The organism is Streptomyces sp. NPDC048254 (genome assembly GCF_043201895.1).
In the GTDB taxonomy this organism is placed as follows: domain Bacteria; phylum Actinomycetota; class Actinomycetes; order Streptomycetales; family Streptomycetaceae; genus Streptomyces.
Genome location: NZ_JBICZJ010000008.1, coordinates 100,141 through 124,787 on the forward strand (window position 1 = coordinate 100,141; position 24,647 = coordinate 124,787).

The window sequence follows — 24,647 nt, forward strand, 5'->3', positions numbered from 1 at the left end:
GCGAGGTCTGGTTCGTCAGCCGGCGTCCTGAAGCAGGAAGTGCCGTGCGCTGAGCGGGCCGTCGAGTTGCATCAGGCGCCCGCCCTCCCGCAGACCGCCTAGGTCCAGGGCGGCGAACCCGAACTGGTCGAGCAAGCCGGCCACGGCCGCCTTCGCGTCGGCGTCGTCGCCCGCGTAGAAGACCACCTGACGGCCTTCCTCGTGCTGGGGGTCCGCGGCGATGAACGCGGCGAACAGGGTGTTGAACGCCTTCACGATCCGCGCTCCGGGCAGGCGCTCGGCGACCCACTCGCTGCCCGTGAGGTCACCGACGTCGTACCGGCCCCGCAAGGGGTTGGCCGCCGCGAACTGATTCGTCGTGTCGACGACGGTCTTCCCGGACCAGTCGGTGAGGCCGGTCAGGTCCGGCACTGCGGAGAACGGCACCGCGAGGAAGACGAGGTCCGGCCGCGCCGCCTCTTCCGCTGTCACGGCGTGGGCCTTCGGCCCCAACCGCTCCACGACTGCCTTGAGTGTCTCCGGGCCCCGGCTGTTGCCGATGAGTACCTCATGTCCGTGACGGACGGCCTTGCCGGCGACGGCCCGGCCGATCTCTCCCGCGCCGAGAATGCCGATAGTGCTCTGTGCGGCCATGCCGCCCCTCCTTGATGGTGGGTCGGGGGCCGTACCGGCGCCCCGACAGCGGCTGTGTGGTCGGCTCCGGCCGCTGTCGGGATGGTCCCGGCCTCAGCGGCAGGTGCGGCGGCGCCTACGCACGATGCGGGTCGAAGTCCAGGAGGACCTTGCCGTTCTCCCGGAAGTGGGCGAGCGCCTCGGGAAAGTCCGCGGCCTTGTAGACGGGCGCGGAGGGCAGGACGAGTCTTCCCTCGGAGACCAGCCGTGCGGACTCCGCGTTCAGAGCCGGAAGCCGGGGAAGAAACTCGTCCTGGTACATCCAGAACTCCGTCGTGGTGATGTTCTTCGTCCTCAGCACGTCGGGATCGGGCGTGAACGGCCGGCCGCTCACATACCCGTAGATCGCCAGCAGGGCGCCGTCGGTCAGTACGTCCAGCAACAGTGCGGTCGCCGCACCGCTGACACCGTCGAGGCCGAGCAGCACCGGATCGGAGCCGATGGCTTCCCGTACGCGCGCGCCGGCGTCCGCCGAGTCGACAACCACGATGTCGGCGCCGAGATCACGGAGTTCGCTCACGAGTTCCGCGCGGCGCACGATGTTGATCGTGCGCAGCCCTCGTTCCTTGGCGAACACGATGACAGACCGGCCCACCCCGCTGTTGGCCGCGTTCTGCACCACCCAGGAACCGGCCGGAAGGTCACGCAGGCCGACCAGGAGCCCCGCGCTGACGGGATTGATGGTGAGCATCGCTGCCTGTTCAAGACCGATGGACTTGTCCACGACGGTCAGGTCCCCTGCCTCGGCCACCACCCGCTCGGACCAGGAGAAGACGCCGAAGGGGAGCAGGACCCTCTCGCCGGGGCCGACCTCCATGACGCCGGGCCCTACGGACACGACGGTCCCCACCCCCTCGTTTCCGATGGCTGTCGGCAGCTCAGGGCGTACGGGGTAGACACCTTGCGCCAGGAGAAGGTCGTGGTGGTCGAGCGGGGCGTACTCGACCTGGACGAGCGCCTGTCCGGCGGTGGGAGCCGGGGGCTCGGGCACGTCCACCACCTTCAGGCTCTTCTCCGGCTCCCCGAACTGAGTGAGGTGAATGGGGAGCATGGGACACGGCTCCTTGCTTCGTCGCTTCGTCGGATTTCGAGACATCGCTTCGGATGCCGACGGCCCGGTCCCCGAAACACTCCGCCACGCCACCTCATGGACCGCACGATTCAGCGAGATTTGTACCTACTAGTAAAGAACCCGAACCGGGGCACCGCAACCGGAGAGGCACCCGCCCTGCCCGGTCTCGCAACCGACTGAGATCGCCTGTCGGCCGCGGCCACCGGCTGTCCGCGTACGAGTTCGAGAAACATCGAGAAAGATCGAGAAAGGTCGAGAAGTCCGTGAACGACTTCCTGGCGCGACTCAGGCGGTGGACAGGACGGAGAGCCCCCACCGTTCGGCAGGGGCTCCGTCGTGTGCGGTGGATCAGACCGCGGTGGCCCACTTCAGCCGGTCGGTCACCGGGGCGCGCTGCCGGTGCACGTCGGCTGCCTGCCACCACGCCACCAGGTCGGCCTCGGGGTCGGCCGGGAGGAGGCCGGCGAGCGGAGCGCGCGTAGCGAACGTGGGCGGCCTGGCCTCCAGCGCGGCGATGACCTGCTCCAGCGGCCCGTCCGTGCCGTGGGTCAACCGACCTGACAGGGCAGGCTGGTCGCGCTGTCCCCGCCGTCGCCCTGGACGACGTAGCCGAAGGTGGTGCTCTGCCCGGGACTGAGCGAGCCGTTCCAGTCGACGTTGTGGACCATCACGTCCTGTCCGCTGTAGGTGGCGTTGCCGTTCCAGAGGCTGGCCACCGACTGGCCGCCGGGGAGCGTCCAGTCGACCATCCAGCCGAGCATCGGGACGTCACCGCTGTTGGTGACGGTGACCTGGGACTGGTAGCCGCCGGGCCAGCTGTTGGTCGTGGCCCGGGTGGCCGTGCAGGTGCCGGGCGGGGGTTCGGTGGGGTTGCCCGGGTCGTGGATGCCGGTGACCTCGCCGTTGCCGCCGTCGAAGACGACGTCCGAGCAGGAGTAGAAGGTCTCCGTGCTGTCCGAGCGCTGCCACACCATGTAGATGATGTGCCGTCCGGTCTTGTTCGCCGGAAGCCGCCCGGTCCAGGAGTAGTTGGCCTCGACCGTGCCCGGGGTGCCGTTGAGCGGCGGGTGGTCGACGGTCAGGAACGGCGTGTCCTCCATGTCGTCCCAGGTGAGCGGCTGGGTGGGGGCGTAGCTGTCCTTGGTGACGTAGACGTAGAACCAACCCGGGTGCGCCGCCCAGGCGTTGTACGAGAAGTCGACGGTCGCGCCGGAGGTGAGGTGGGTGACCGGCCAGTCGTCGCGGGGCAGGTTGAAGCCGGTGAAGTTGGTGTTGCCGCCGCTGCACAGCTCGCCGTCGGGCACGAAACCGCGGGTGCGGCCGGCGCCGTCCGAGCGCAGCACGGAGAACCAGTTGTAGAACGGCGTGGTTCCGCTGACCTGCTGGGCCGCCTTGCACGCCGGGTTGACGGGCTTGATCTCACCGGTGTCGGTGAGCGCGTCCTGCCAGCACAGGAAGGTACGGCTGGCGGGCTTCATGGGGGTGCCGTGGGCCTGCGCCGGGGCACCGGCGGCCAGGATCAGGGCGAGAGCGGGGACCGTGGTGAGCAGGGCGAGGAGGGTGAGGAAGAGCGCCCGGCCTCGGGTGGGGAGGGGTAATCGGGGCAGACGCACCCCGGAGTTTGTCATATTCATGACAGATCAGCCTCCGTGTGGGGTGAACGGTCGTGCGCGGGTCACGGTGATGAGCACAGTGGGGTGGGAGCGAGCCCGGCGCCGACGGGTTCCGGTCCGCCGGCACGGGATGGGAGCGCTCCCACCCCACTCCTCTGTGAAACTAGCGCGGACGGGGGCCGGTGTAAACGCCCGGCGCGGTCGCGGGGCACCGGTTCGGGCGACAGTGCGCCCGCACGTAGGGCAGGGGCGGGCCCCGACGGCCACACTCCGGGCCATGGCAACGGTGACCGCCTCGCAGCTGCGGCAGGCCCACGCGAAGAACGGGAGATGCGCGAGCTCCTGGTCCGGCGGGCGGATCTGCCGCGCCCGCCGGAGATGCCGCCGTTGCCGCCGAGTTGTGCGTGCACGGGCGGGACTTCACTGAACCGGAGCGCGAACAGGCGCGTTTGCTCGGCGGCGCCACAGTGGACCCACAGACTTGACTCACTTTTGGCCAAGCGCGCTATGTGGTGACTGGCGTTCGGTCATGTTCACTTGTCGCGTCCATAGGGTTGGTTCTTGACGTTTTCTGAGACAGGCGGGTGGTCGTGCGGACGTCCGCGTGCCAGGACGGTGCGAGACCGACCGTTTCATCACGCGAACCAGGGCTGCCGGCCCGGCCGAATCTCGACCTTCCGATACCGACCGTCGCGCTGTCAGGGCGCTGCGATGGAGGAAGAACTCATGAGAAGACAGATCCGCGGTGTGCTGGCCGCGTTCACCGGAGCGCTGCTGCTCGCCACCGGAGTCACCGTGACCGGCGGCCAGCCCGCGCAGGCCGATGACAACGGTGTCGGACTCAAGCCCCTGCTGGGGTGGAGCAGTTGGAGCTTCGTCCGCCGCAATCCGACCGCGGAGACCATCGAGGCGCAGGCGAAGGCGCTCAAGACCAGCGGCCTGGCGAAGAATGGTTTCATCTACGCCAACATCGACGACTTCTGGTACCAGTGCCCGGGCAGCCAGGGGCCGGACGTCGACCAGTACGGCCGCTGGGTCACCGACCCCGCCAAGTTCCCGCCCCGCGGCGGTGAGAACGGCATCCAGGTCGTGGCCGACTACGTCCACTCCCTCGGGCTGAAGTTCGGCCTGTACGTCACTCCCGGCATCTCCCAGCAGGCGGTCGCCAAGAACACCGAGATCCAGGGAACCCCGTACCACGCCCGGGACATCGCCACCACGACGACGGAGAACAACTACAACTGCGGCGGCATGGTGGGCATCGACTACACCAAGCCCGGCGCGCAGACCTTCATCGACTCGTGGGCCGGTCAGTTCGCCGGCTGGGGCATCGACTACCTCAAGATCGACGGTGTCGGCACACCCGACCAACAGGACGTCCAGGCCTGGTCGGACGCGCTGCGGCACACCGGGCGGCCGATCCACCTGGAGCTGTCCAACAACCTCGACATCAACAACGCCGCCACCTGGAAGAAGCTCTCCAACGGCTGGCGCACCGGCGGCGACGTCGAGTGCTACTGCGGTCCGGACGGCAGCAGTTACCCCCTGACCACCTGGGCCTCCGTCGCCTCCCGGTTCGACCAGGTCGCCGCCTGGGCACCCTACGGCGGTCCCGGCGGCTACAACGACTACGACTCCCTCGAGATCGGGAACGGCACCAACAACGGCCTCACCCCCGACGAGCGCAGGACCCAGATGAGCCTGTGGTCGCTGGCCGCCTCCCCGCTCATCCTCGGCACCGACCTCACCCACCTCGACCCCGCCGACCTCGCCCTGCTGAAGAACACCGACGTCCTCGCGGTCGACCAGGACGGCATCGACGCCAAGCGGATCTCCTCGGACGCGAACTCCCAGGTGTTCGCCAAGACCGAGCCCGACGGCGATGCCGTGGTCGGTCTGTTCAACACCGGGTCGGCGCCCCGGGAGGTCGCGACGACCGCGTCCGCGCTGGGTCTGGCCAAGGCGCGCGACTACTCCCTGCGGGATCTGTGGAGCAAGCGGCTGACCGAGTCCGCGGGCCGGATCGCCGCCAACGTGCCGCCGCACGGCGTGGTCCTGTACCGGGTCCACGGCACCCACCACACGGTGACCGGCGCGGCGCCGGACGTCTCGTTCGGGCTCAACTGGGCGCCGGCGGCGAGCGACAGCACCACGCGTACCGTGACCGCGGTCCTGTCCGACAACGGGTCGCGGTCGATCACCGACGCCGCCCTGACCCTCACCGGACCGTCCGGCACGAAGATCACCACGCGTGACGTGACCCGGGTCCGTACGGTCCGTGGCGGCCACACGCTGCAGGCCACCTACTCCGTGTCCATCCCGCCCTCGGCGAAGCTCTTCGCCTCCAGCGACTTCCAGGGGAGCGCGAGCTACCGCTTCCGGTCGGACGGGAAGACCCGGCTCACCGCCGGTGACACGATCACCGTCAACCACCAAGTGACGGCCCCGTACAAGACGTTCGCCTCCACCACGGCGAGCTTCAGCCAGTCCGGCACCCAGCTCGGCATCCGGGCCCAGGGCGCGGACCTCTACAACGGCACCAACGAATACGGCACGGTCTATCTGCCCGGAGCCGAGCACGACGGTTCGGTGACCACCGTGAAGCTCGGCTCCCAGTCGGACACGGACGTCTGGGCGAAGGCCGGGATCATGGTCCGCAACGACATCACCCAGCCCAACACCTCCCCCGGCTACCTGGCCCTGGTCGCGACCCCGGGCAACGGCTACCTGCTCGACTGGGACAGCGACGGCGACGGAAAGCTGGACTCCCAGGACTCCACCGGCACCGCCACCTACCCCTCGTGGCTGAAGCTGGTCCGCAACGGCACCACCTACAGCGGCTACTACTCCACCGACGACGCCACCTGGAACCTGGTCGGCACCATCGACGTCCCCACCGCCGCGGCCACCCAGGACGTCGGCCTGACCCAGACCTCGCACGCCTCGGGCACCACCGGCGAGGCCGACTTCGACACGTTCACCACCACTCCCTGACCGTCCCCCTCTTCGGCGATGCCGTCCGCACGGCGCGCGGTGCTCTCCTAGGCCCTGTCGTCAAATTCCCGTCTGCCCCGCGACGCCATGCACGCACTCTCGCCGCACCGGGCCCTGACCCAAGTACGTCCAGTACGAGGCTCAGGGCCCGGCACGCCAAGAGCACGCACCTGACGCCGCGGGGCCCGCCCTCCGGGCGGACGACGGGAATTTGACGACAGGGCCTAGACCGGCGCCGTGCGGGCGCGTATCGCCGTTCCGGTGGGCGGGAGTTCGGCCACCGGGAGTTCCAGCGTGAACTCCGTGCGGCCCGGCACGCTCTCCACGCCGAGATGGCCGCCGTGGGCCGTGGTGATGGCCGCGGCGATGGCCAGGCCCAGGCCCGAACCGCCTTCCAGGACGCCGGCGCGGGTGCGGGAGGTGTCGGCCCGGGTGAAGCGTTCGAAGACGGTCGGGAGGAGGCCGGGCGGGATGCCGGGACCATCGTCGCGGACGCGGACCACGCAGGTGGCGGGGGTGGACTCGACCGTCGCGGTCACCGTCGTCCCGGCGGGGGTGTGCACCCGTGCGTTGGCCAGCAGGTTGGCCACCACCTGGTGCAGGCGGGCCTCGTCGCCCCTCACGAACGCCAGGCCGTCCAGGTTGAGTTCGAGCTGCCAGACATGACCGGCCCCGGCCGCCCTGGCGTCCCACACCGCCTCCGCGACCAGCGCGGCCATGTCCACCTCGGCGGACTGCAGGGGGCGGCCCTCGTCCAGACGGGCCAGGAGCAGGAGATCCTCCACCAGGCTGCGCATCCGCACGGACTCGGCGTTGACCCTGCGCCAGGCCAGGTCCGGCTCGATGCGGTCCGTACCGCGGTTCATCAGCTCCGCGTACCCGGCGATGGACGCGAGCGGGGTGCGCAGTTCGTGGCTGGCGTCGGCCAGGAAGCGGCGCATGCGCTCCTCGCTGCGGCGCACCTGTTCCTCGCTGCGCTGACGTTCCGCCAGTGAGGCCTCGACATGGTCGATCATGCGGTTGAAGGCGGCACCGACCTGGCCGGCCTCGCTGCCGGGGTCGGTGTCCCGCTCGGGCACCCGGGTCAGTCCGGTCACCTGGCCCCGGCCGAGGGGCGCGTGGGAGACCTCGACGGCGGTGGCGGCGACCCGGCCGAGCGGGCGCAACTGTCGTCGTATCACCACCGCGCACACGCAGCCCGCGGCGGTGAGGCCGACCGCCGCGACCCCGATCTCGACCTCCACCAGGCCGCTGATGGTGTCCAGTACGTCGTCCATGGGGAGCCCGGCCAGGACGCGGATGCCGCCGGCGTTCAGGGCGGTGACGCGGTAGGTGCCCAGGCCGGGGACCGCGCGGGTGTGCGTCGAGCCGTCCGGCGCGATGCCCTTGAGGGCGGTGGTCTGGGCGGTGCTGAGGGAGCGCGGGGGCGCGTCCCGGCTCACGACGGCCGCGGTGATGATGTTCCCCCCGGCGTCGAGGCGGGCGGCGAGCAGGCCGGCCGGCTGGCCGGTCTCGTTGAGGAAGGTCAGGTCGCGGGTGAGCTCCGGGTGCAGGGCGGCGCCGCCCACGCCCCGCTCGGCCGCGTCGCTCACCCGGTCGTCCAGGTTGCCCATCAGATAGGCGCGTTGGGCGAAGACGGTGGTCAGGGCCATCACGGCGCAGACGCAGACCAGGACGGCGGTGATGAAGACGAGCAGGCGCGTGCGCAGCGACCGGCTGCGCGGCCGGGCGGTCATCTGCCGTCCTCCACGGGCCGTACGACGTAACCCATGCCGCGGACGGTGTGGATCATCGGCGTCCGGCCCCGGTCGATCTTGCGGCGCAGGCTGGAGATGTAGACCTCGACGAGGTTGCCGCCGCCGTCGAAGGAGGTGCTCCAGACGTGGTCGAGGATCTGGGCCTTGCTCAGCACCTGGCGTGGGTGGTCCAGGAACAGGCTGAGCAGGTCGAACTCCTTGGCGGTGAGCCTGATCGGGGTGCCGGCCCGCTGCACCTCGCGGGACTCGCCGGTCAGCACCAGGTCGCCGAGGACGCGTACGGAGTCGTCGACGGTGGGCTGTTCGGTGCCGGCCCGGCGCAGCAGTCCGCGCAGCCGGAGCACGACCTCCTCCAGGGAGAAGGGCTTGGTGACGTAGTCGTCGGCCCCCGCCGCCAGGCCGTCGATACGGTGTTCGACGGCGTCGCGGGCGGTGAGCATCAGGACGGGCAGCCTCGGCATCTCGTAGCGCAGTCTGCGCAGCACCTGGAGGCCGTCGAGGTCGGGCAGCATCCCGTCGAGCACCACCGCGTGCGGGGCGCAGCCCCGGGCCAGTCGCAGGGCGCTCTGCCCGTCGAGCGCGGGGTAGGGCCGCCAGCCCGCCTCCGCGACGGCGACGGAGAGCAGCTCGGTGAGACCGGGCTCGTCGTCGACGATCAGGACGCGGACGCGGCCGGTTCGGGACCCTGCGGTGGCAGACATGTATCAAGTCTGTGCCGGTCTCCTGGGGGAATGCTGTGTTCCCGCTGAGCCGAAGCCGTGGGACAGGGCGGACGCGGGGGCCGGAATGCGGACGCCCGAACCGGGGGCGACCGGCGGCGATCGGGTCCGCCGAGGGGGTTGTTTGCGCCAACTCCCTTGGCCGAAGCGGGCATTGGCACGCTCCGGCCACCGTGTTCCCTTGAGCCGCCGTCGCCCCGGCGCCCACTCTGATCTCTGGCTTCCGCTTACCCGGCGGAAGCGTTTCCGCGTTCAGGGGAGGACGTCCACCCATGCGAAGACTCCACGCCCTGTGGGCCCTGGCAGGAGCGGCCGGACTGCTCGCGGGGGCGATCACGCCCGCGACAGCCGCTCCGGGGTCCCCGGTCACCACACCGGTCACGCCCCTTACCGGTCCGAGCACCACCACCGCACCCCAGACCGCCACCCCACCAGCGACCGTCACCCTCATCACCGGCGACACCGTGACGCTCACCGTCGGACCGGACGGCAAGAACGCCGTCGACGTCCGGCGCGGCAAGGGCCGCGAGGCCGCCACCTTCCTGTCGAGCGAGAAGGACGGCGAGATCAGCGTCCTGCCGGCGGACGCCATTCCGTTGATCAAGGCGGGCCGCCTCGACCCGGCCCTGTTCAACGTCTCCCAGCTGGTCGAGCAGGGGTACACGGACGCGAAGACCGGCAGCACCCCGGTCATCGCGACGTACGGCAAGGGCGCCGAGACCCCCGAGGGCGCGCGCCGGACGCTGGCGCTGCCCGGGATCGACGGCGCGGCGCTCAGCGCGCGGAAGTCGACCGCGTTCTGGTCGGACATCGCCCCACCGCTCGGCACCAGCCCACCGCGAAAGCCGCGCAGCAGCTCGGCGACGGCATCGACAAGATCTGGCTGGACGCCAAGGTGAAGGCGTCCCTCGACGTGAGCGTGCCGCAGATCGGCGCGCCCGAGGTGTGGCAGGCGGGCTACGACGGCACCGGCGTCGAGGGCGCGGTCCTGGACACGGGCGTGGACACCGGGCACCCGGACCTGGCCGGGAGGATCGCCGGGTCGGAGAGCTTCGTACCGGACGAGACGGTGCAGGGCGGCTTCGGCCACGGCACCCATGTGGCGTCCACGATCGTCGGCTCGGGCGCGGCCTCGAACGGCAGGTTCAAGGGCGTGGCGCCGGGCGCGCGGCTGCTGGTCGGCAGGGTGCTGGACAACACCGGCCACGGCCAGGCCTCCTGGATCATCGCGGGCATGGAGTGGGCGGCGCACTCCGGCGCGAAGATCGTCTCGATGTCCCTGGGCGGTACCGCGTACGGCCCCTCACGTTGACACGGCTGCTGGCGGCCGGGATGAAGGACGAGGCGGTGGCCCGTCAACTGGGGGTGAGTCTGCGAACGCTGCGGCGGCGGGTGAGCGACCTGCAGGAACGGCTCGGGGCTGCGAGCCGCTTCCAGCTCGGGCTGCGGGCCGCTCAGCGCGGCTGGCTGTAGCGGAGTAGCGAAACAGTGCGGGGCCGCGCTCCCTCCACCAGGAGCGCGGCCCCGACTGCCGTACCGGATCCGCTACTTGCGGAGCAGGCTGCGCAGCACGTACTGCATGATGCCGCCGTTGCGGTAGTAGTCGGCCTCACCGGGGGTGTCGATGCGGACGACCGCGTCGAACTCGACGCCCGTGTCGGTGGTGACCTTGACCGTGCGCGGGGTGGTGCCGTTGTTCAGCTCCTCGACGCCGGTGAAGGAGAAGGTCTCCTCGCCGGTCAGGCCGAGGGACTCGGCGGTGGCACCCTCCGGGAACTGCAGCGGGAGGACGCCCATGCCGATCAGGTTCGAGCGGTGGATGCGCTCGTACGACTCGGCGATGACGGCCTTGACGCCGAGCAGCGCGGTGCCCTTGGCGGCCCAGTCGCGGGACGAGCCGGAGCCGTACTCCTTGCCGGCCAGGACGACCAGCGGGATGCCCTGCTCGATGTAGTTGCGGGAGGCGTCGTAGATGAACGCCACCGGCGCGTCCGCCTGGGTGAAGTCGCGGGTGTAGCCGCCTTCCGTCCCCGGCGCGATCTGGTTGCGCAGGCGGATGTTGGCGAACGTACCGCGGATCATGACCTCGTGGTTGCCTCGGCGGGAGCCGTAGGAGTTGAAGTCACGACGCTCCACACCGTGCTCGGTGAGGTACTTGCCGGCCGGGGTGTCGGCCTTGATGGCGCCGGCCGGGGAGATGTGGTCGGTGGTGACCGAGTCGCCCAGCTTGGCCAGGACGCGGGCACCGGCGATGTCGGTGACCGGGGACGGCTCGTGCGCCATGCCCTCGAAGTACGGGGGCTTGCGGACGTAGGTCGACTGCGGGTCCCACTCGAAGGTGTTGCCGGTCGGGATCGGCAGCGACTGCCACTGGGCGTCGCCGGCGAAGACGTCGGCGTAGGACTTGTTGAACATGTCCTCGCCGATGGCGCTCGCCACGACCTCGTTGACCTCGGCCTCGGTGGGCCAGATGTCCTGGAGGTACACCGGCTTGCCGTCGGTGTCGGTGCCGAGGGCGTCCTTGGTGATGTCGACCTTCATCGAGCCGGCGAGGGCGTAGGCGACGACCAGCGGCGGGGAGGCCAGGTAGTTCATCTTGACGTCGGGGTTGATACGGCCCTCGAAGTTCCGGTTGCCGGAGAGGACCGAGGTGACCGCGAGGTCGTGGTCGTTGACGGCCTTGGAGACCTCCTCCGGCAGCGGGCCGGAGTTGCCGATGCAGGTGGTGCAGCCGTAGCCGACCAGGTTGAAGCCGACCTTGTCGAGGTAGGGGGTGAGCCCCGCCTTGTCGAAGTAGTCGGTGACGACCTTGGAACCCGGGGCGAGGGTGGTCTTGACCCAGGGCTTGCGGGTCAGGCCCTTCTCGACCGCCTTCTTGGCCACCAGCGCGGCGGCGACCATGACGTACGGGTTGGAGGTGTTGGTGCAGGAGGTGATGGCCGCGACGGTGACCGCGCCGTGGTCGATCTCGTAGGTCGAGCCGTCGGGGGCGGTGACGGTGACCGGGTTGGTCGGGACGCCGTTGGCGGTGGCCGGGGAGTCGGAGGCCGGGAAGGACTCCTTGCCCGCCTCGTCGTCGTCGGCGACGTAGTTGCGGACGTCGCTCTTGAACTGCTCGGCGGCGTTGGCGAGGACGATACGGTCCTGCGGGCGCTTCGGGCCGGCGATGGAGGGGACGACGGTGGCGAGGTCCAGCTCCAGCTTCTCGGAGAAGTCGGGCTCGGCCTTCGGGTCCAGCCAGAGGCCCTGCTCCTTGGCGTACGCCTCGACGAGCGCGACCTGCTGGTCGGAGCGGCCGGTCAGGCGCAGGTAGTTCAGGGTCTCGCCGTCGATCGGGAAGATCGCGGCGGTGGAGCCGAACTCCGGCGACATGTTGCCGATGGTGGCGCGGTTGGCAAGGCTCGTCGCCGCCACACCCTCGCCGTAGAACTCGACGAACTTGCCGACCACACCGTGCTTGCGGAGCATCTCGGTGATGGTGAGCACCAGGTCGGTGGCGGTGGTGCCGGGCTTGAGCTCACCGGTCAGCTTGAAGCCGACGACGCGCGGGATGAGCATGGAGACCGGCTGGCCGAGCATGGCGGCCTCGGCCTCGATGCCGCCGACGCCCCAGCCGAGTACGCCGAGGCCGTTGACCATGGTGGTGTGCGAGTCGGTGCCGACCAGGGTGTCGGGGTAGGCCTGGCCGCCCCGCACCATGACCGTACGAGCGAGGTGCTCGATGTTCACCTGGTGGACGATGCCGGTGCCCGGCGGGACGACCTTGAACTCGTCGAACGCGGTCTGGCCCCAGCGCAGGAACTGGTAGCGCTCGCGGTTGCGGCCGTACTCCAGCTCGACGTTCTGCGCGAAGGCCTCGTGGGTGCCGAACTTGTCGGCGATGACGGAGTGGTCGATGACCAGCTCGGCCGGGGCCAGCGGGTTGATCTTCGCCGGGTCGCCGCCGAGCTCCTTGACGGCCTCACGCATGGTGGCGAGGTCCACGACACAGGGAACGCCGGTGAAGTCCTGCATGATCACGCGGGCCGGCGTGAACTGGATCTCCTGGCTGGGCTGGGCCTGCGAGTCCCAGCCGCCGAGGGCGCGGATGTGGTCGGCGGTGATGTTCGCGCCGTCCTCAGTGCGGAGCAGGTTCTCCAGCAGCACCTTCAGGCTGTACGGAAGGCGAGCCGAGCCTTCCACCTTGTCCAGCCGGAAGATCTCGTACGACTCGTCGCCCACCTGCAGCGTGCTGCGGGCGTCGAAGCTGTTCGCCGACACGACAGTCTCCTTCATTGATGTGCGCGTACCACCGTCAATCGTGCCGCCACGCCGACTTGGCCGATCCAGTAAGGCCAGGCTAAGTTAGGCATGCCTTACTGGAGGTGGCGGCTACGGTGCGCCTAGGCAGATATCTCGATGTCGAGATAACTCTAGTACACGGGCGCGGGATGGTCATGCCCGGACCCGCTCCCAGCTGTCCCCGTGGCGTGTCCGGGGTCGGCTCCCGGGGTGAATCACCGCGTCCCGAAGGGGCGCCCGTGAGTCAATCCGGGTCTCGCACCCATCAGTTCGCGGAGCGGGGGTAGCCGACGAGGGGAGCGAAAGGAGTCGCAGCCATGCCGCTCACCTTCCGGAAGAGCTTCCGGATCCTGCCCGGAGTGCGCCTCAACATCAATCGGCACTCCTGGTCCATCACCACCGGGGGCAAGCACGGACCCCGGCACACGCACAGCAGCACAGGACGCCGGACGACCTCCATGGATCTGCCAGGACCATTCGGGTGGCGGCGCAACTCCAGAGAGCGCCGCCGGTGACGTCCGCGGGGCGGGCCGGAGACCGGGCGGTCCGCCCCGCGGCACCGTCCGACGACCTCGGGCCCCAGGAGGCCGCCGCCGGGAGGGCCGCCCTGTTCACGCGGGCGGCGGTGAAGGCCGTGTCATCGATCACCTGGACGCCGTCGTCCGACTCCGGACGGCGGAGCGGGGAACCCACAAGGCGGATCGTCGGCGTGTCGGAAAACGTGTCAAAGCGTGTCAAGTCGGTCCTCCCGCGAGATGAAGTCGACGTGCATGCCGGTCAGGCCGTCGCCCACCCCCGGACGGACGCCCGCCGCACCCTCGTCGAGCAGGCAGTTCAGGCTCCCGTGCACCCGGTCGGCGGACAGCACGCCGGCGCCGACGGCGACCTCGGTGGCCGTACCCCTCCGCCCCGCCTCCGCGAATTCGGCGGCGGCCTTGAATCGGTCCGCGCGGGCGCCCCGCAGTTCCCGGTGTTCGGCGACGCGCACGGAATCCATTCGCGGTGTTCCGGAAACCGTGAGGCCGACGTCGACGCGGCCGGCCAGAACGGTCGGCCACAAGGCGAGCTCGAAATGCTTTCCGATGGCGGAGTGTTCGTCCGGGAGAAGTTCCGGGCGGGTACGGACGAAGATCTGGAGTCGTCCCGGAAGACGGATGACGAGACCCGTTCCGGGGCGGTCACGCGCCCTTCTGCGCGGGCCGGGAGAAGCGGGGAGATGATCCGGCGGTGCGCCGCGACACAGCCCGGGATGCCGATCCCGGAAAACCTTTCCGGACCGTATCCGGCGACCTGCGGACGGGCGGAGAAAGAAGCCGGCGGAACGATTACCGGCTCTTCCCGAGTTCCGAGGAACAGGGCTGTCCCGATAGCCGCCCGCCGAATTTCCCGCACCTCCGACGGAATTCATGTCCAAACATGGGGAACCACCTCTGCGTTCCCCCACCCCGCCCTTGCGCGCATCGGAACAACGGTCGACGGGCCGAACAGTCAGGCCCCCTGACAGCGCATCACCCGAACGGACCCCCCAACGGGCACCATCTCATATCTGAGATAGCCTCAACCTCATGGCAGACGACTACCTCGTACGCATCGGCAGGCTCATCCGTGACGCCCGGCAACACCGCGGCTGGACACAGGCACAGCTCGCGGAGGCGCTCGGCACCAGTCAGAGCGCTGTCAACCGCATCGAGCGCGGCAACCAAAACATCAGCCTTGAGATGATCGCTCGAATCGGCGAAGCCCTGGACAGTGAGATCGTCTCGCTGGGCTATGCGGGCCCGATGCATCTGCGAGTGGTGGGCGGCCGCCGGCTGTCCGGCGCGATCGACGTGAAGACCAGCAAGAACGCGTGCGTGGCCCTGCTGTGCGCCTCGCTGCTCAACAAGGGGCGCACGGTACTGCGCCGGGTGGCCCGGATCGAGGAGGTGTACCGCCTCCTGGAGGTGCTCAACTCCATCGGCGTGCGCACCCGCTGGATCAACGAGGGCGTCGACCTGGAGCTGGTACCGCCGGCCGACCTCGACATGGCGTCGATCGACGCCGAGGCCGCCGTACGCACCCGCTCGATCATCATGTTCTTCGGCCCGCTGCTGCACCGCATGGACCACTTCAAGCTGCCGTACGCCGGCGGCTGCGACCTGGGCACGCGGACCATCGAGCCGCACATGATCGCGCTGCGCCGGTTCGGGCTGGACATCGCGGCGACCGAGGGCCAGTACCACGCCCAGGTCGACCGTTCCATCCGGCCGGACCGCCCGATCGTGCTGACCGAGCGCGGGGACACGGTCACCGAGAACGCGCTGCTGGCCGCCGCCCGGCACGACGGTGTCACCGTCATCCGCAACGCGTCCTCCAACTACATGGTCCAGGACCTCTGCTTCTTCCTGGAGGCGCTGGGCGTCAGGGTCGAGGGCATCGGCACCACGACCCTGACCGTGCACGGCGTCCCGAACATCGACGTGGACGTGGACTACTCCCCCTCCGAGGACCCGGTCGAGGCGATGAGCCTGCTGGCCGCGGCGGTGGTGACGGAGTCGGAGCTGACCGTGCGCCGGGTGCCGATCGAGTTCCTCGAAATCGAACTCGCCGTCCTGGAGGAGATGGGCCTCGACCACGACCGCACGCCCGAGTACGTCGCCGACAACGGCCGTACCCGCCTGGTCGACCTCACGGTCCGTCCCTCCAAGCTGGAGGCGCCGATCGACAAGATCCACCCGATGCCGTTCCCGGGCCTGAACATCGACAACGTGCCGTTCTTCGCGGCCATCGCGGCGGTCGCGCAGGGCAAGACCCTGATCCACGACTGGGTCTACGACAACCGTGCGATCTATCTGACCGACCTGAACCGCCTCGGCGGCCGCCTCCAGCTCCTGGACCCGCACCGGGTGCTGGTGGAGGGCCCGACCCGCTGGCGGGCGGCCGAGATGATGTGCCCGCCGGCACTGCGCCCCGCCGTGGTCGTCCTGCTGGCCATGATGGCGGCCGAGGGCACGTCCGTGCTGCGCAACGTCTACGTCATCAACCGCGGCTACGAGGACCTCGCCGAACGCCTCAACACGATCGGGGCCCAGATCGAGATCTTCCGGGACATCTAGGCCGGCGATGCCGCCGCGCCTTGGGTGACCTGCGCAAATGCCGGTTGAGAGGGTGCGGCGGCAGCATCGATGGCGGCACTGCCTGCACCCCGAGTCCGGCGATCCGGCCGCCCGACTGGTCCCGGCAACGGCATGGATGCCCGCCCCTCGTTGTCGCTGTTCGGCGTGGAGCCGAAAGCGACGGTGTCGGCTGGACGTGTGGAGCAAGTTCCGGCAGCTTGGGACCTGGTCTGTGGGTAGGGAGAGGGGAAACATCGTGCGGGACCTGGTGTCGACGCTGGACCATGTCCGGACGGCGGACGGTAGGCGACTGCGGGTCGAGTGTTCAGGGGACCCGAGTGGGCGGCCCGTGTTCCTGCTCCACGGCACGCCGGGCAGCCGGGTCGGCCCCAGACCGCGCCCCATGTACCTGTATCAGCGCGGAGTACTGCTGATCAGTTACGACCGCCCTGGTTACGGGGGATCCGACCGCCAGCCCGGCCGCCGCGTCGTGGACGTCGCACAGGACGTGGCCGCGGTGGCCGACGCCCTGGGCATGGACCGCTTCGCGGTCGTCGGCCGCTCCGGTGGCGCCCCGCACGCGCTGGCCTGTGCAGCCCGACTGCCGCACCGGGTGACCCGCGCGGCTTCCCTCGTCACCCTCGCGCCGCGCGACGCCGAAGGCCTTGACTGGTTCGCCGGGATGGCGCCCTCCAACATCGACGAGTTCAGCACGGCGGTCGCCGACCCCGAGGAGTTCGAGGCCCGGCTCATCCCACGGACCGACTCCATTCGCTCGGACCCCGCTCGGCTGCTGGAGGAACTACGCAAGGAGATGACCGAGGACGACCGGAAGATCGTCTCGGACAACGGCGTCCGCTCGATGCTGCTGCGCAACTACCTTGAGGCGCTGCGCAGTTCGCCATACGGCTGGATCGACGACTCGTTCGCCCTGACTGAGCCCTGGGGGTTCGACCCGGCCTGCATCCAGGTGCCCGTGCTGCTGTGGCACGGCGCCCGCGACGCCTTCTCTCCGGTGGCTCACTCGTCCTGGCTCGCCAAGCGCATTCCGCGAGCCACGTCCGTGATCGAGCCGTCCGCGGCTCACTTCGGAGCCCTACGTGTGCTGCCCGAAGTGCTGAGATGGTCGCTCATCGACGCTTCTCCCGGTGAGGCGGTCCCGTTCCAGGAGAACCCGTCCACCGGGTTGCCTCACACCGCCAGTGGTTCCAGGTCGCGATAGATCCGTCGTTCCTGCCGCGCGGTCCGCGTGATCGTGCTGTCGTCGCCGAGCAACCGCCCCAGTTCACGCAGTGTCTCCTCTCGCAGAAGGTCGGCCTCCTGGCTGCCCAGTGAACGCAGCGTCAGTGCCGAGTTGGCGACTGCGGTCAAGGAGTCCGGGTGGTGCCGTCCCAGAACCGCGCGGAGTCCGGTGGCGGCTCTCTTCTCCAGGTCGTACGCCTCCTCGAAGCGGCCCTGGTCGGCCAGCACATTGGCGAAGTTGAGACCCGAGATCAACGTGTGCGGGTGGTCCTTGCCCAGCATCTCCCTCATGCGCGGCAGAACCTTCTGAAACACCCTCTCGGCCTCCTCGACATCCCCACAGCCCCAGTGGAAGATGCCGAGGTTGTTGAGTGCGCCCTGGGTGTACGGGTGGGCCTCGCCGGGAACCTTCATGTACCCGGCCAGCGCCTCACGGGCGACCTCCCGAGCCTGTTCCTTCTCGTCGGCGGCGTACAGGTCCGACGCGAGATTCAGGTTGCAGGCCAGCCAGTCGGGGTCCGGTGAACTGTACTGGTCGCGGTACGTCGCAAGGGTCGTGGTCGTCAGCCGGAGCGCGTCCTCCACCTGCCCCACTCTCCGCAGCGACACAGCGAGCGACTTGGCACAGCTGAGAGTGGGTGGGAAGTGCTTGCCCATGATGCGCTTGTGCTTCTCGTACACGCTGGCCAGGAGTGTCACGGAGTCCTGGTAGCGGCCGACCTCCCGCAGGTCGCGGCCGAGGCTGGAGGCCGAGCCGAGTGTGTGAGGATGCTCGGGGCCGAGGACTTCCATGCGGCGGTCGTGGACCTCTTCGTCCACGGCCCGGGCCTCCTCATAGCGCCCCACCATACGCAGAGCTAGCGCGAGATTGTTGGCCGCGCTGAGAGTCCGCTGGTGCGACTCGGGGAAGATCTCGCGGAATCCTCGGTGCGCGGCACTGGCCAGTTCCACCGCCGACCGGTACTCGCCGAGTGCGGCGAGGTCACTCGAGAGGCCGGACACGGTGATGTAGGTGTGCGGATGGTTGGGGCCCAGGACCTCACGCTGGCGTTCCAGCAGTTTCTCGTCGATCTCGCGGGCCTCCTTGTAGTGCCCCTGGGAGCGAAGCACGTTGGCGAGCTGACAGCGCAGGTAGAGATACTGCACGTCGTCCTTGCCGAGGCTCTCCCGCCAGCGTCCCAGGACCTCCTCGGCCAGTTGCCGGGCGCCTGAGAGGTCCCCCCGCTTCCACAGGTACCGCACCCGGTCGATCAGGAGCCGGCGGGGTTCCTGTTCCGAGCAGTCCTGGATTCCGGAGGCGAGCAGGTGTGGCCAGACGGCATCGAACAGCGGCCAGGTCGCCGGGTTGTCCGTGGGCTCGTCCTCGCTGGGCCGGGTGCTGGCGAGAACGGTGTGGACGACGTGCCGGGCCTCTTCCTGTTCCGCCTCGGAGAGCTGGGAGCGGATCACGGCCTGGACCAGTCGGTGGATCTGGATGCTGTTGCTGCTCTGATCGACCTTCGCCAGGGCGAAGCGCCCGATCTCGCGGATGACCCGCCCCATGAGCAGACTGTCCTGGAGTGTCGGGTCGTGCTCCCGCAAGGCCTCCAGCATCTTCTTGTTGTACAGCACGTACAGGGAGGAAATGGGTTCCGGCGCCATGAAGGCGCACAGCTGGAGGAGCCGTACCGAGGCCGGCGAGCGTTCGCTGAGGCGGGCGATGGAGATGTTCCAGGTGGCGACCACTGGCTGCGGGTAGTCCTTGGGGTGGTTGAGCCCCAGCACGGCGGTGGTCTGCTCATCCAGTTCCCGCAGGTACTCGTCGGTGGGCATGGCCGTCTCCGCGAGCCAGGCCGCGGCCTGTTCGACGGCCAACGGCAGATCGCCCACGGCTTCCGCCACGCGGTCCGCCTCGTCGACACTCAGGCCGGAGGCCAGCCTGGTGAGGTGCTCGACGCTCTCCTGGCGCGGGAACACGTCGATGGGCAGGGAGGTACCCCGCTGCGCCCACTCCTGGTTCCGGGAGGTGATCAGGATGTGCCCGCCGCCGCCCGCCGGAAAGTACCGCTTGAGCGTTTCGGGGTCGTCCGCGTTGTCGAAGACGAGCAGCCAGCGTGTGGTCGGAACGCCCGACGCCAGCATCTGGACAACCTCCGCGCTGGCCATTGCCATGTCGTCGCCACCGGACGCGCCGATCCGCGAACCGAGTTCGGCGAGGGAAGCGAGGATGGCGTCCTTGTGCTCCGCGGAGATCCACCACACCAAGTCGTAGTCGGCGATGAAGCGGTGAACGTACTCCAGGACGATCTGTGTCTTGCCCACGCCGCCGAGTCCGAAGAGCGTCCGGGGCTGGGGCAGCACGATGGAGATTCCTTCGCCGAGCTGCGCGCGCAGCTGTTCGAGGACGGCGGCCCGGCCCGTGAAGACGGTGTTGCGGCTGGGAGCGTTGAAGATCTTCGGCGTGTTTCCGGGGAAGCGCGGGCTCGTCGCGCCCGCGGGAACCAGCTCGGCCGTCAGCTTCAGCGCCTTGAACACCCTTCTGAGACACTCGGTCTCGTCCATGGGGTTCAGGTCGACAGAGGCGTACTCCTGCTCGGAGCCGGGCATCTGCACGCGGTCGACCCTGAGTCGAGTCACGTCGGCGGGCGGCAAGCCGGGAGCTGAGTCGGTGAGTGCCCGCCACGCGGTCCGTCCGTACCTGGCCCTCAGGAACGCGTCCGAGGTCAGGACCAGGGTGCGCGTGGCCGGGTCCGGGCGCTCCGGAACACGGATGGCTACGTCGTGCAGGGTCACCTGCGAGCAGTACGGCTTGAGGATCCCCTCCAGCCACTCCGCCCACATGCGGTCCTCGCCCGTGTACACGACGAAGACGTCCGTGGACAGGGGCGTCGGCCTGCGCCGGGTGTAGGCGTCCACACAGCGCTGCCGCACCGGCTCGGGAACCGGCGGCAGCCGGGTCACGGCTCCGTCGGAGACGACCTCCGTGAGGCGCTCGAACGCGGACAGCAACGAGTTCGAGACCCCGCTCCGGTCACCGAAGGCCGCGAGCAGCTCCTCGTACGCGTAGTACGGGCGGTACGGGATCTCGACCGCGCCCCAATACTCGTTCAGCTTCGCCGGGGCGAGCGGCTCGCCGTCCTTCCCTCTGGGCAGCCCGTCGAATTTCAGCCGGGCCAGCGCGCGGCCCGCGTCGGCCTTCTCCTTCTCGCCCTCGTCGACCCGCATCGGCACGGGAAGCACCCGGATCCGCCGGTCGCGGTAGCCCGCCTCGACGGTGCGGGCCACGTGGGCGCCGCCGTCCAGTGCTTGGTCGCTGAGCGTGAAACAGTCGACGAGGACGTCGGGCATTTGAATGGTGCAGATGTCCGCACTGTCCGACAGGCCGGTGCGGCTGTCGATGAGGGTGTAGTCGTACGACGCCTTCATGTCGTCGCGCAACGCGTCCAGAAAGATCCCCCCGCCGAGGCGGTCGTAGAAGTTGTCCCATTCGAAGGAGGACACGGTGGCCGAGTACGCGCGGTTCTGCTGTCCGGCAGAAAGGAAGTCGAGCGAGCCCTCGCCGGGGAACAACAGTCCGAGGGGTTCCGGATTGAGGGAGACCGCGTGCAGGCCGACGCGCGCGTACTGCCGGTGCCAGGAACCGGAGCGATGGACCGCGTTGGTCGCCGCCCAGGAGTACTCGGTGATCATGTCGATCACTCCGGGGGTGGCCGCGAGCGTGCCGGGATCGAGAAAGGGATGGAAGAAGCGGTTGAGTCCGGGGGCTTCGAGGTCCCAGTCGACGGCCAGCACGCGTGCGCCGTTGGCTGCGAGAATCCACGCCGTGTTGGCCAGGGCCATCGTGCGGCCCGTGCCGCCCTTGTAAGAGTAGAACGTGACAATACGTCCACTCCGGCGCGCCGTCATGCTTCTCCTCCGTTGTCGACCCCTGACATGTGATGCAGGGAGTTGGCGGGCGGGGGGCACCGGTCCGTGCGGCCCGGGTACGGCGAGTTGACGCAGCTCGGGCGGCGGCAGGGGGCGTATGCACTGCCCCGATCCTGTGTCTCCACACACCCCCCTGCCGGTTGATGCCCTCGGGTGTCACCGACGACGTCATGTGGCCGGAATCAACACTGTGCCCCAGCCGACTCCTTGACGGGTCGTTCGTTTTACGCCGTTCTCCGCCTGTATCCGGACATCTGACGCTGGGCGGCGTCCACAGTGTCCCGCATCTCGAGGAGAGTAACCGCCTTTCCGGCGAATTCCCCCCTGGCCAGGGCGACACGTGGCAGCAGTACCCCGATCACGGCGAAGTCGCTGTCGTCCAGCACGGCGTCCTCGTACGAGATCCAGTCGCCGCCGACCGCCACGCAGCGGTACGTCCGCGTCGGCGGCGGCGGTGTCATGCGGTACTCGGCGAGATGGAGCGCGCTGCATACCTCGAACCCCACTCGGAAGAGCAGGATCTGCGCGTTCACCGCGTACAGCCGAGCCAAAGGGGACCGTTCCCCGAGATGGCAGTACGGATCGTGACCGGCGAGCAGGTCGCGGGCTCGGGGACCGAGCGCGGCGAACGAGGTCTGCGGGTGCGCACTGCGGAATGCGCCGGGCGTCACCCGTACACAGTCGGCCAACGCGCCGACCGCCGGGCAGGGGGAGACGGCCGGATCGAACGCCGGCATAGCCGCCCGGTAGACCTCCCTCTCCTGTTCGGTCAACCCGGCCGTGAGCGCGCGGTGACGGTCGGAAGTATCGGAGTTCTCAGGGGTGAAGGCCGGCGTGACGAGCGTGCCCTCCGGGCCGAGGGCCTCCAGCAGAGCGTCACGTACCACGGCGGGAGCCAGGCCGGTACCGCTCAGAGAAGCGTGTACCAGCAGCACACCGCCGGGCCGGACGCCCAACTCCCGCAGGAACCGGACGAGCCGGGTGCCGTCAGTCATGGAGAGTTGCCCATTCCGTTTTGAGTTCGTCGGCCAGGTAAGCGCCGTTTTCCGTTAGTTCGCGCTCGGGCAGCTCGTACAGCGCGGACAGGACCCGGCCAGCCAGGACGCGTGCCCGTCCGGCTTCCGGAGACGGGCCGGCGGCTGTTCCGACGTACTCGCTGGCCAGGTCGAGCAGTCGCCCTGCCGGGCTGCCCGGCAGGTTCAGGTCAACGACCTCGCGCAGAGCGGCGAGCCTCGCCCTGCGTCCCAGGCGGGGCAGCTCACGGACGAACTCCTCCGGCTCGAAGTCGATCGCCACCCCCAACGCGCCGCTGCCACAGGCGCCCAGACGCAGTCCGGCGCCGGCGGTGAGCGGGGTGATCGTTGTCGTGGCGAGCGCGTTGACGCCCTCCCGCCACCCGGGCTCACGCTCGTCCAGGAGGCCGAACGCCGCTTCCAGCCGACTGCGGAATTCGTCCAGCGGGCCGGGATCGAGGGGTGGGGTGACAGGCGTGGGAAAGCAGTCGCGGGATGGATCGGCGTCATCGATCAGCAGCAGGCCGTGCCCAAGACGCAACGACACCAACGGCCGCCATCGTCTCAGGGCGAGAGAGGAGTCGCCGGGGCCGTCCGCTTCCGGGTCCCCGTCGCGCACCCGGAAGCCGCCTGCCCCGACCCGGAACTCCACCCGCCCCGGCCGTGACATCCGTACGGTGCCCAGGGTCGGGAGGTGTACAAGGAGACCAGGCTCGTCCCAGCGCAGAGTCGCCTGGACGCCTGCCCGCAGCGCCGCGGCCGTGCCGACTGCCATGAAGCGCGGCAGATCCACCGTGCCGTCCCAGGAACTGATCAGCGCGGGCCGGAGATAAGGATGGGAGATGACCGCGTCGAGGTGCGGGGCTCTGGTCCCGTCGCCGTCCAGGCGGACCAGGAGTCTCCAGACCTCGTCCCAGTCGGCACTGCCGGCGAGCTTCGTGTTCACCCCTGCGAGCAGGGTGCGGTCCAGCCGCAGCCGGGCGCGTCCGAGTTCGCCGACGCTCGTCACCGCCGGAGCCAGCTTTCGCTCGGTGATCCGTTCGGCGACGCCCTCGATCAGGGCGCGCAGGTCCGTGCAGTACACCGACGGGTTGTCGAAGCCCCGCCCGGCGTCGTAGCGATGTGCGTACAGTCCTCCGCCGCATGAGGCGACGACGCGGCAGCGTCGACAGGCCTCACTGACTCCACTCCGCAGGACCCGGCCCCCGGCGCGCTCGGTGAATTCCCGGAAGCCGTGCCGGAAGACGTCGTACCCGGTGGCGGGCGCGCCATCGTAAGCGATCTTGAGTGAGTCGGCCTGCTCGATCGTGCCGTCGGTCTCGACGACTGCGATACCGCCGGAGGCGAGTCCCAGGGCCTCGGTCAGGGCGGGGCCACCGCGCAGCGTGCTGAGGACCGAGTCGAAGGTCCGCACCGGCACGGAACGCCCCTGCTCGTCCCACCGGTCGAAGACCCTGAGAAGCCAGTCGGCGTAGGGCGTGGCCGCTCCCGGGCGCCCTGGAGGTGGTGGTGCGTCCCAGGTGGCGTGGGGCAGGAGGTAGTCGATCCGCGGTGGCTGCAGGCCGGTCAGCGCGTCGTGCACCAGGACCGGATCGTTGGCCACGTCGACTGTGCACAGTAGCCCCTGGAAGAGGTGCCGGTATTCAGGTAGGCGGAGCAGTTCGAGCCCTCGCAGCACCCTTTCGTAACTGCTGCGGCCCCGGTGGTCGAGCCGGTGCCGGTCGTTCGCGACCCGGTTGCCGTCCAGGGAGACGCCCACCTTGACGTCGAACTCCTTGAACACCTCCAAGTGGGCGCGGTTCAGCCGAACACCGTTGGTGTGAATGTGCAGGTCCAGGTCGGTCGTCGAGGCCAGGGCACGGGTGAGTTCCGCGCAGATCGACCGCAGCCGGGCCGGACCGGCGAGCAGCGGCTCGCCGCCGTGCAGGATGACCGCGATCGACGCGAGCCGTTGCTCGTACGCGTACTCGGCGAGCCGACGGGCGACCTGACGGAGCGTCTCCTCGGAGAGCAGCGGAGGCATCCTCCGCCAGCTCTGGTCCGCGTGTCGGTAGACGTAACAGTGGTCACACGCCAGATCGCATCTGCTGTGTACTTTCAGGACCAGTTCCCGGATGGCCACGTCCGTCACTCCTCGCCGACAGCGCCACGCGACCGCATGACCGGGCTAGAGGGCGGAGTTGAAGGTATGCGTCCTGGCGGCATCCTCTTCCCGAACCGGGACCACTCGCCTCACGGCTGTGGTGGCCCCGATCCCGCGAGTGCCGATCTCCACGAGCGGTG

16 protein-coding genes and 2 pseudogenes are annotated in these 24,647 nt (G+C 69.5%); 7 read left to right on the plus strand and 11 right to left on the minus strand.

Annotated features, from left to right (window positions below; all coding sequences use genetic code 11):
- Window positions 1-15 precede the first annotated feature (15 nt).
- The 4 genes and pseudogenes from ACGFZQ_RS23175 to ACGFZQ_RS23190 form a co-directional block, all read right to left on the minus strand.
- A pseudogene (locus ACGFZQ_RS23175) lies at window positions 16-636 on the minus strand (NADPH-dependent F420 reductase); the annotation flags it as partial.
- Between the two features lie 112 nt (window positions 637-748).
- Window positions 749-1,723, minus strand: coding sequence for a zinc-dependent alcohol dehydrogenase family protein (locus ACGFZQ_RS23180; protein ID WP_393841883.1), 975 nt, complete (start codon window positions 1,721-1,723; stop codon window positions 749-751).
- A gap of 369 nt (window positions 1,724-2,092) precedes the next feature.
- A complete protein-coding gene (locus ACGFZQ_RS23185; protein ID WP_393841884.1) occupies window positions 2,093-2,296 on the minus strand; it encodes a hypothetical protein in 204 nt (67 codons plus the stop codon).
- Window positions 2,293-3,378 (minus strand): lytic polysaccharide monooxygenase, encoded by a 1,086-nt coding sequence (locus tag ACGFZQ_RS23190; RefSeq protein WP_393841885.1) that lies wholly within the window; start codon window positions 3,376-3,378, stop codon window positions 2,293-2,295. Before ACGFZQ_RS23190 ends, ACGFZQ_RS23185 begins: the two co-directional genes overlap by 4 nt.
- A 705-nt stretch (window positions 3,379-4,083) precedes the next feature.
- On the opposite strand from ACGFZQ_RS23190, the gene ACGFZQ_RS23195 reads away from it, so the two are divergent.
- Window positions 4,084-6,351, plus strand: a complete 2,268-nt coding sequence (locus tag ACGFZQ_RS23195; protein ID WP_393841886.1) for an NEW3 domain-containing protein — start codon at window positions 4,084-4,086, stop codon at window positions 6,349-6,351.
- 224 nt (window positions 6,352-6,575) lie between these two features.
- On the opposite strand, the gene ACGFZQ_RS23200 is transcribed toward ACGFZQ_RS23195, so the two are convergent.
- Both ACGFZQ_RS23200 and ACGFZQ_RS23205 read right to left on the minus strand, forming a co-directional pair.
- Window positions 6,576-8,087 (minus strand): ATP-binding protein, encoded by a 1,512-nt coding sequence (locus ACGFZQ_RS23200; protein ID WP_393841887.1) that lies wholly within the window; start codon window positions 8,085-8,087, stop codon window positions 6,576-6,578.
- Complete coding sequence (locus tag ACGFZQ_RS23205) at window positions 8,084-8,809, minus strand: response regulator transcription factor (RefSeq protein ID WP_393841888.1); 726 nt, start codon at window positions 8,807-8,809, stop codon at window positions 8,084-8,086. The genes ACGFZQ_RS23200 and ACGFZQ_RS23205 overlap by 4 nt, the downstream gene beginning before the upstream one ends.
- Before the next feature lie 290 nt (window positions 8,810-9,099).
- Here ACGFZQ_RS23205 and ACGFZQ_RS23210 point away from each other — a divergent pair, with 290 nt between their 5' ends.
- The 3 genes and pseudogenes from ACGFZQ_RS23210 to ACGFZQ_RS23220 all read left to right on the plus strand — a co-directional run.
- On the plus strand, window positions 9,100-9,726 hold the full coding sequence (locus tag ACGFZQ_RS23210; RefSeq protein WP_393841889.1) for a hypothetical protein: 627 nt from the start codon (window positions 9,100-9,102) through the stop codon (window positions 9,724-9,726).
- Between the two features lie 101 nt (window positions 9,727-9,827).
- Window positions 9,828-10,139 (plus strand): S8 family serine peptidase, encoded by a 312-nt coding sequence (locus ACGFZQ_RS23215; RefSeq protein ID WP_393842096.1) that lies wholly within the window; start codon window positions 9,828-9,830, stop codon window positions 10,137-10,139.
- Window positions 10,136-10,300: pseudogene (locus ACGFZQ_RS23220) on the plus strand (helix-turn-helix domain-containing protein); the annotation flags it as partial. The gene ACGFZQ_RS23215 and the pseudogene ACGFZQ_RS23220, both read left to right, overlap by 4 nt.
- 72 nt (window positions 10,301-10,372) lie before the next feature.
- Here ACGFZQ_RS23220 and acnA read toward each other — a convergent pair.
- Complete coding sequence (gene acnA / locus ACGFZQ_RS23225; protein WP_384483016.1) at window positions 10,373-13,087, minus strand: aconitate hydratase AcnA; 2,715 nt, start codon at window positions 13,085-13,087, stop codon at window positions 10,373-10,375.
- 338 nt (window positions 13,088-13,425) lie between these two features.
- On the opposite strand from acnA, the gene ACGFZQ_RS23230 reads away from it, so the two are divergent.
- A complete protein-coding gene (locus tag ACGFZQ_RS23230; RefSeq protein WP_393841890.1) occupies window positions 13,426-13,623 on the plus strand; it encodes a DUF4236 domain-containing protein in 198 nt (65 codons plus the stop codon).
- 209 nt (window positions 13,624-13,832) lie between these two features.
- Here ACGFZQ_RS23230 and ACGFZQ_RS23235 read toward each other — a convergent pair whose 3' ends face one another.
- A complete protein-coding gene (locus tag ACGFZQ_RS23235; protein ID WP_393841891.1) occupies window positions 13,833-14,105 on the minus strand; it encodes a hypothetical protein in 273 nt (90 codons plus the stop codon).
- A 568-nt stretch (window positions 14,106-14,673) separates the two neighbouring features.
- Between ACGFZQ_RS23235 and ACGFZQ_RS23240 the strand changes: the two genes are divergently transcribed.
- Complete coding sequence (locus tag ACGFZQ_RS23240) at window positions 14,674-16,203, plus strand: UDP-N-acetylglucosamine 1-carboxyvinyltransferase (RefSeq protein ID WP_351728919.1); 1,530 nt, start codon at window positions 14,674-14,676, stop codon at window positions 16,201-16,203.
- A gap of 256 nt (window positions 16,204-16,459) precedes the next feature.
- Window positions 16,460-17,425 carry an alpha/beta fold hydrolase gene (locus tag ACGFZQ_RS23245; RefSeq protein WP_393841892.1) on the plus strand — a complete coding sequence of 322 codons (966 nt, stop codon included), beginning with the start codon at window positions 16,460-16,462 and terminating at the stop codon, window positions 17,423-17,425.
- Here the strand turns inward: ACGFZQ_RS23245 and fxsT are convergent.
- The 3 genes from fxsT to fxsBH form a co-directional block, all read right to left on the minus strand.
- Window positions 17,395-21,330 carry an FxSxx-COOH system tetratricopeptide repeat protein gene (gene fxsT, locus ACGFZQ_RS23250; protein ID WP_393841893.1) on the minus strand — a complete coding sequence of 1,312 codons (3,936 nt, stop codon included), beginning with the start codon at window positions 21,328-21,330 and terminating at the stop codon, window positions 17,395-17,397. The genes ACGFZQ_RS23245 and fxsT overlap by 31 nt on opposite strands.
- 245 nt (window positions 21,331-21,575) lie before the next feature.
- Window positions 21,576-22,346, minus strand: coding sequence for an aminoglycoside N(3)-acetyltransferase (locus ACGFZQ_RS23255; RefSeq protein WP_393841894.1), 771 nt, complete (start codon window positions 22,344-22,346; stop codon window positions 21,576-21,578).
- Complete coding sequence (gene fxsBH, locus ACGFZQ_RS23260) at window positions 22,339-24,495, minus strand: radical SAM/SPASM protein FxsBH, inactivated beta-hydroxylase extension form (RefSeq protein WP_393841895.1); 2,157 nt, start codon at window positions 24,493-24,495, stop codon at window positions 22,339-22,341. Before fxsBH ends, ACGFZQ_RS23255 begins: the two co-directional genes overlap by 8 nt.
- Window positions 24,496-24,647: the final 152 nt, after the last annotated feature.

Coding starts and splice junctions, on each gene's coding strand:
- ACGFZQ_RS23180 (WP_393841883.1), bottom strand. CDS start 1,723: ATGCTCCCCATTCACCTCACTCAGTTCGGGGAGCCGGAGAAGAGCCTG.
- ACGFZQ_RS23190 (WP_393841885.1), bottom strand. CDS start 3,378: ATGAATATGACAAACTCCGGGGTGCGTCTGCCCCGATTACCCCTCCCC.
- ACGFZQ_RS23195 (WP_393841886.1), top strand. CDS start 4,084: ATGAGAAGACAGATCCGCGGTGTGCTGGCCGCGTTCACCGGAGCGCTG.
- ACGFZQ_RS23200 (WP_393841887.1), bottom strand. CDS start 8,087: ATGACCGCCCGGCCGCGCAGCCGGTCGCTGCGCACGCGCCTGCTCGTC.
- ACGFZQ_RS23205 (WP_393841888.1), bottom strand. CDS start 8,809: ATGTCTGCCACCGCAGGGTCCCGAACCGGCCGCGTCCGCGTCCTGATC.
- ACGFZQ_RS23210 (WP_393841889.1), top strand. CDS start 9,100: ATGCGAAGACTCCACGCCCTGTGGGCCCTGGCAGGAGCGGCCGGACTG.
- ACGFZQ_RS23230 (WP_393841890.1), top strand. CDS start 13,426: ATGCCGCTCACCTTCCGGAAGAGCTTCCGGATCCTGCCCGGAGTGCGC.
- ACGFZQ_RS23235 (WP_393841891.1), bottom strand. CDS start 14,105: ATGGATTCCGTGCGCGTCGCCGAACACCGGGAACTGCGGGGCGCCCGC.
- ACGFZQ_RS23240 (WP_351728919.1), top strand. CDS start 14,674: ATGGCAGACGACTACCTCGTACGCATCGGCAGGCTCATCCGTGACGCC.
- fxsT (WP_393841893.1), bottom strand. CDS start 21,330: ATGACGGCGCGCCGGAGTGGACGTATTGTCACGTTCTACTCTTACAAG.
- ACGFZQ_RS23255 (WP_393841894.1), bottom strand. CDS start 22,346: ATGACTGACGGCACCCGGCTCGTCCGGTTCCTGCGGGAGTTGGGCGTC.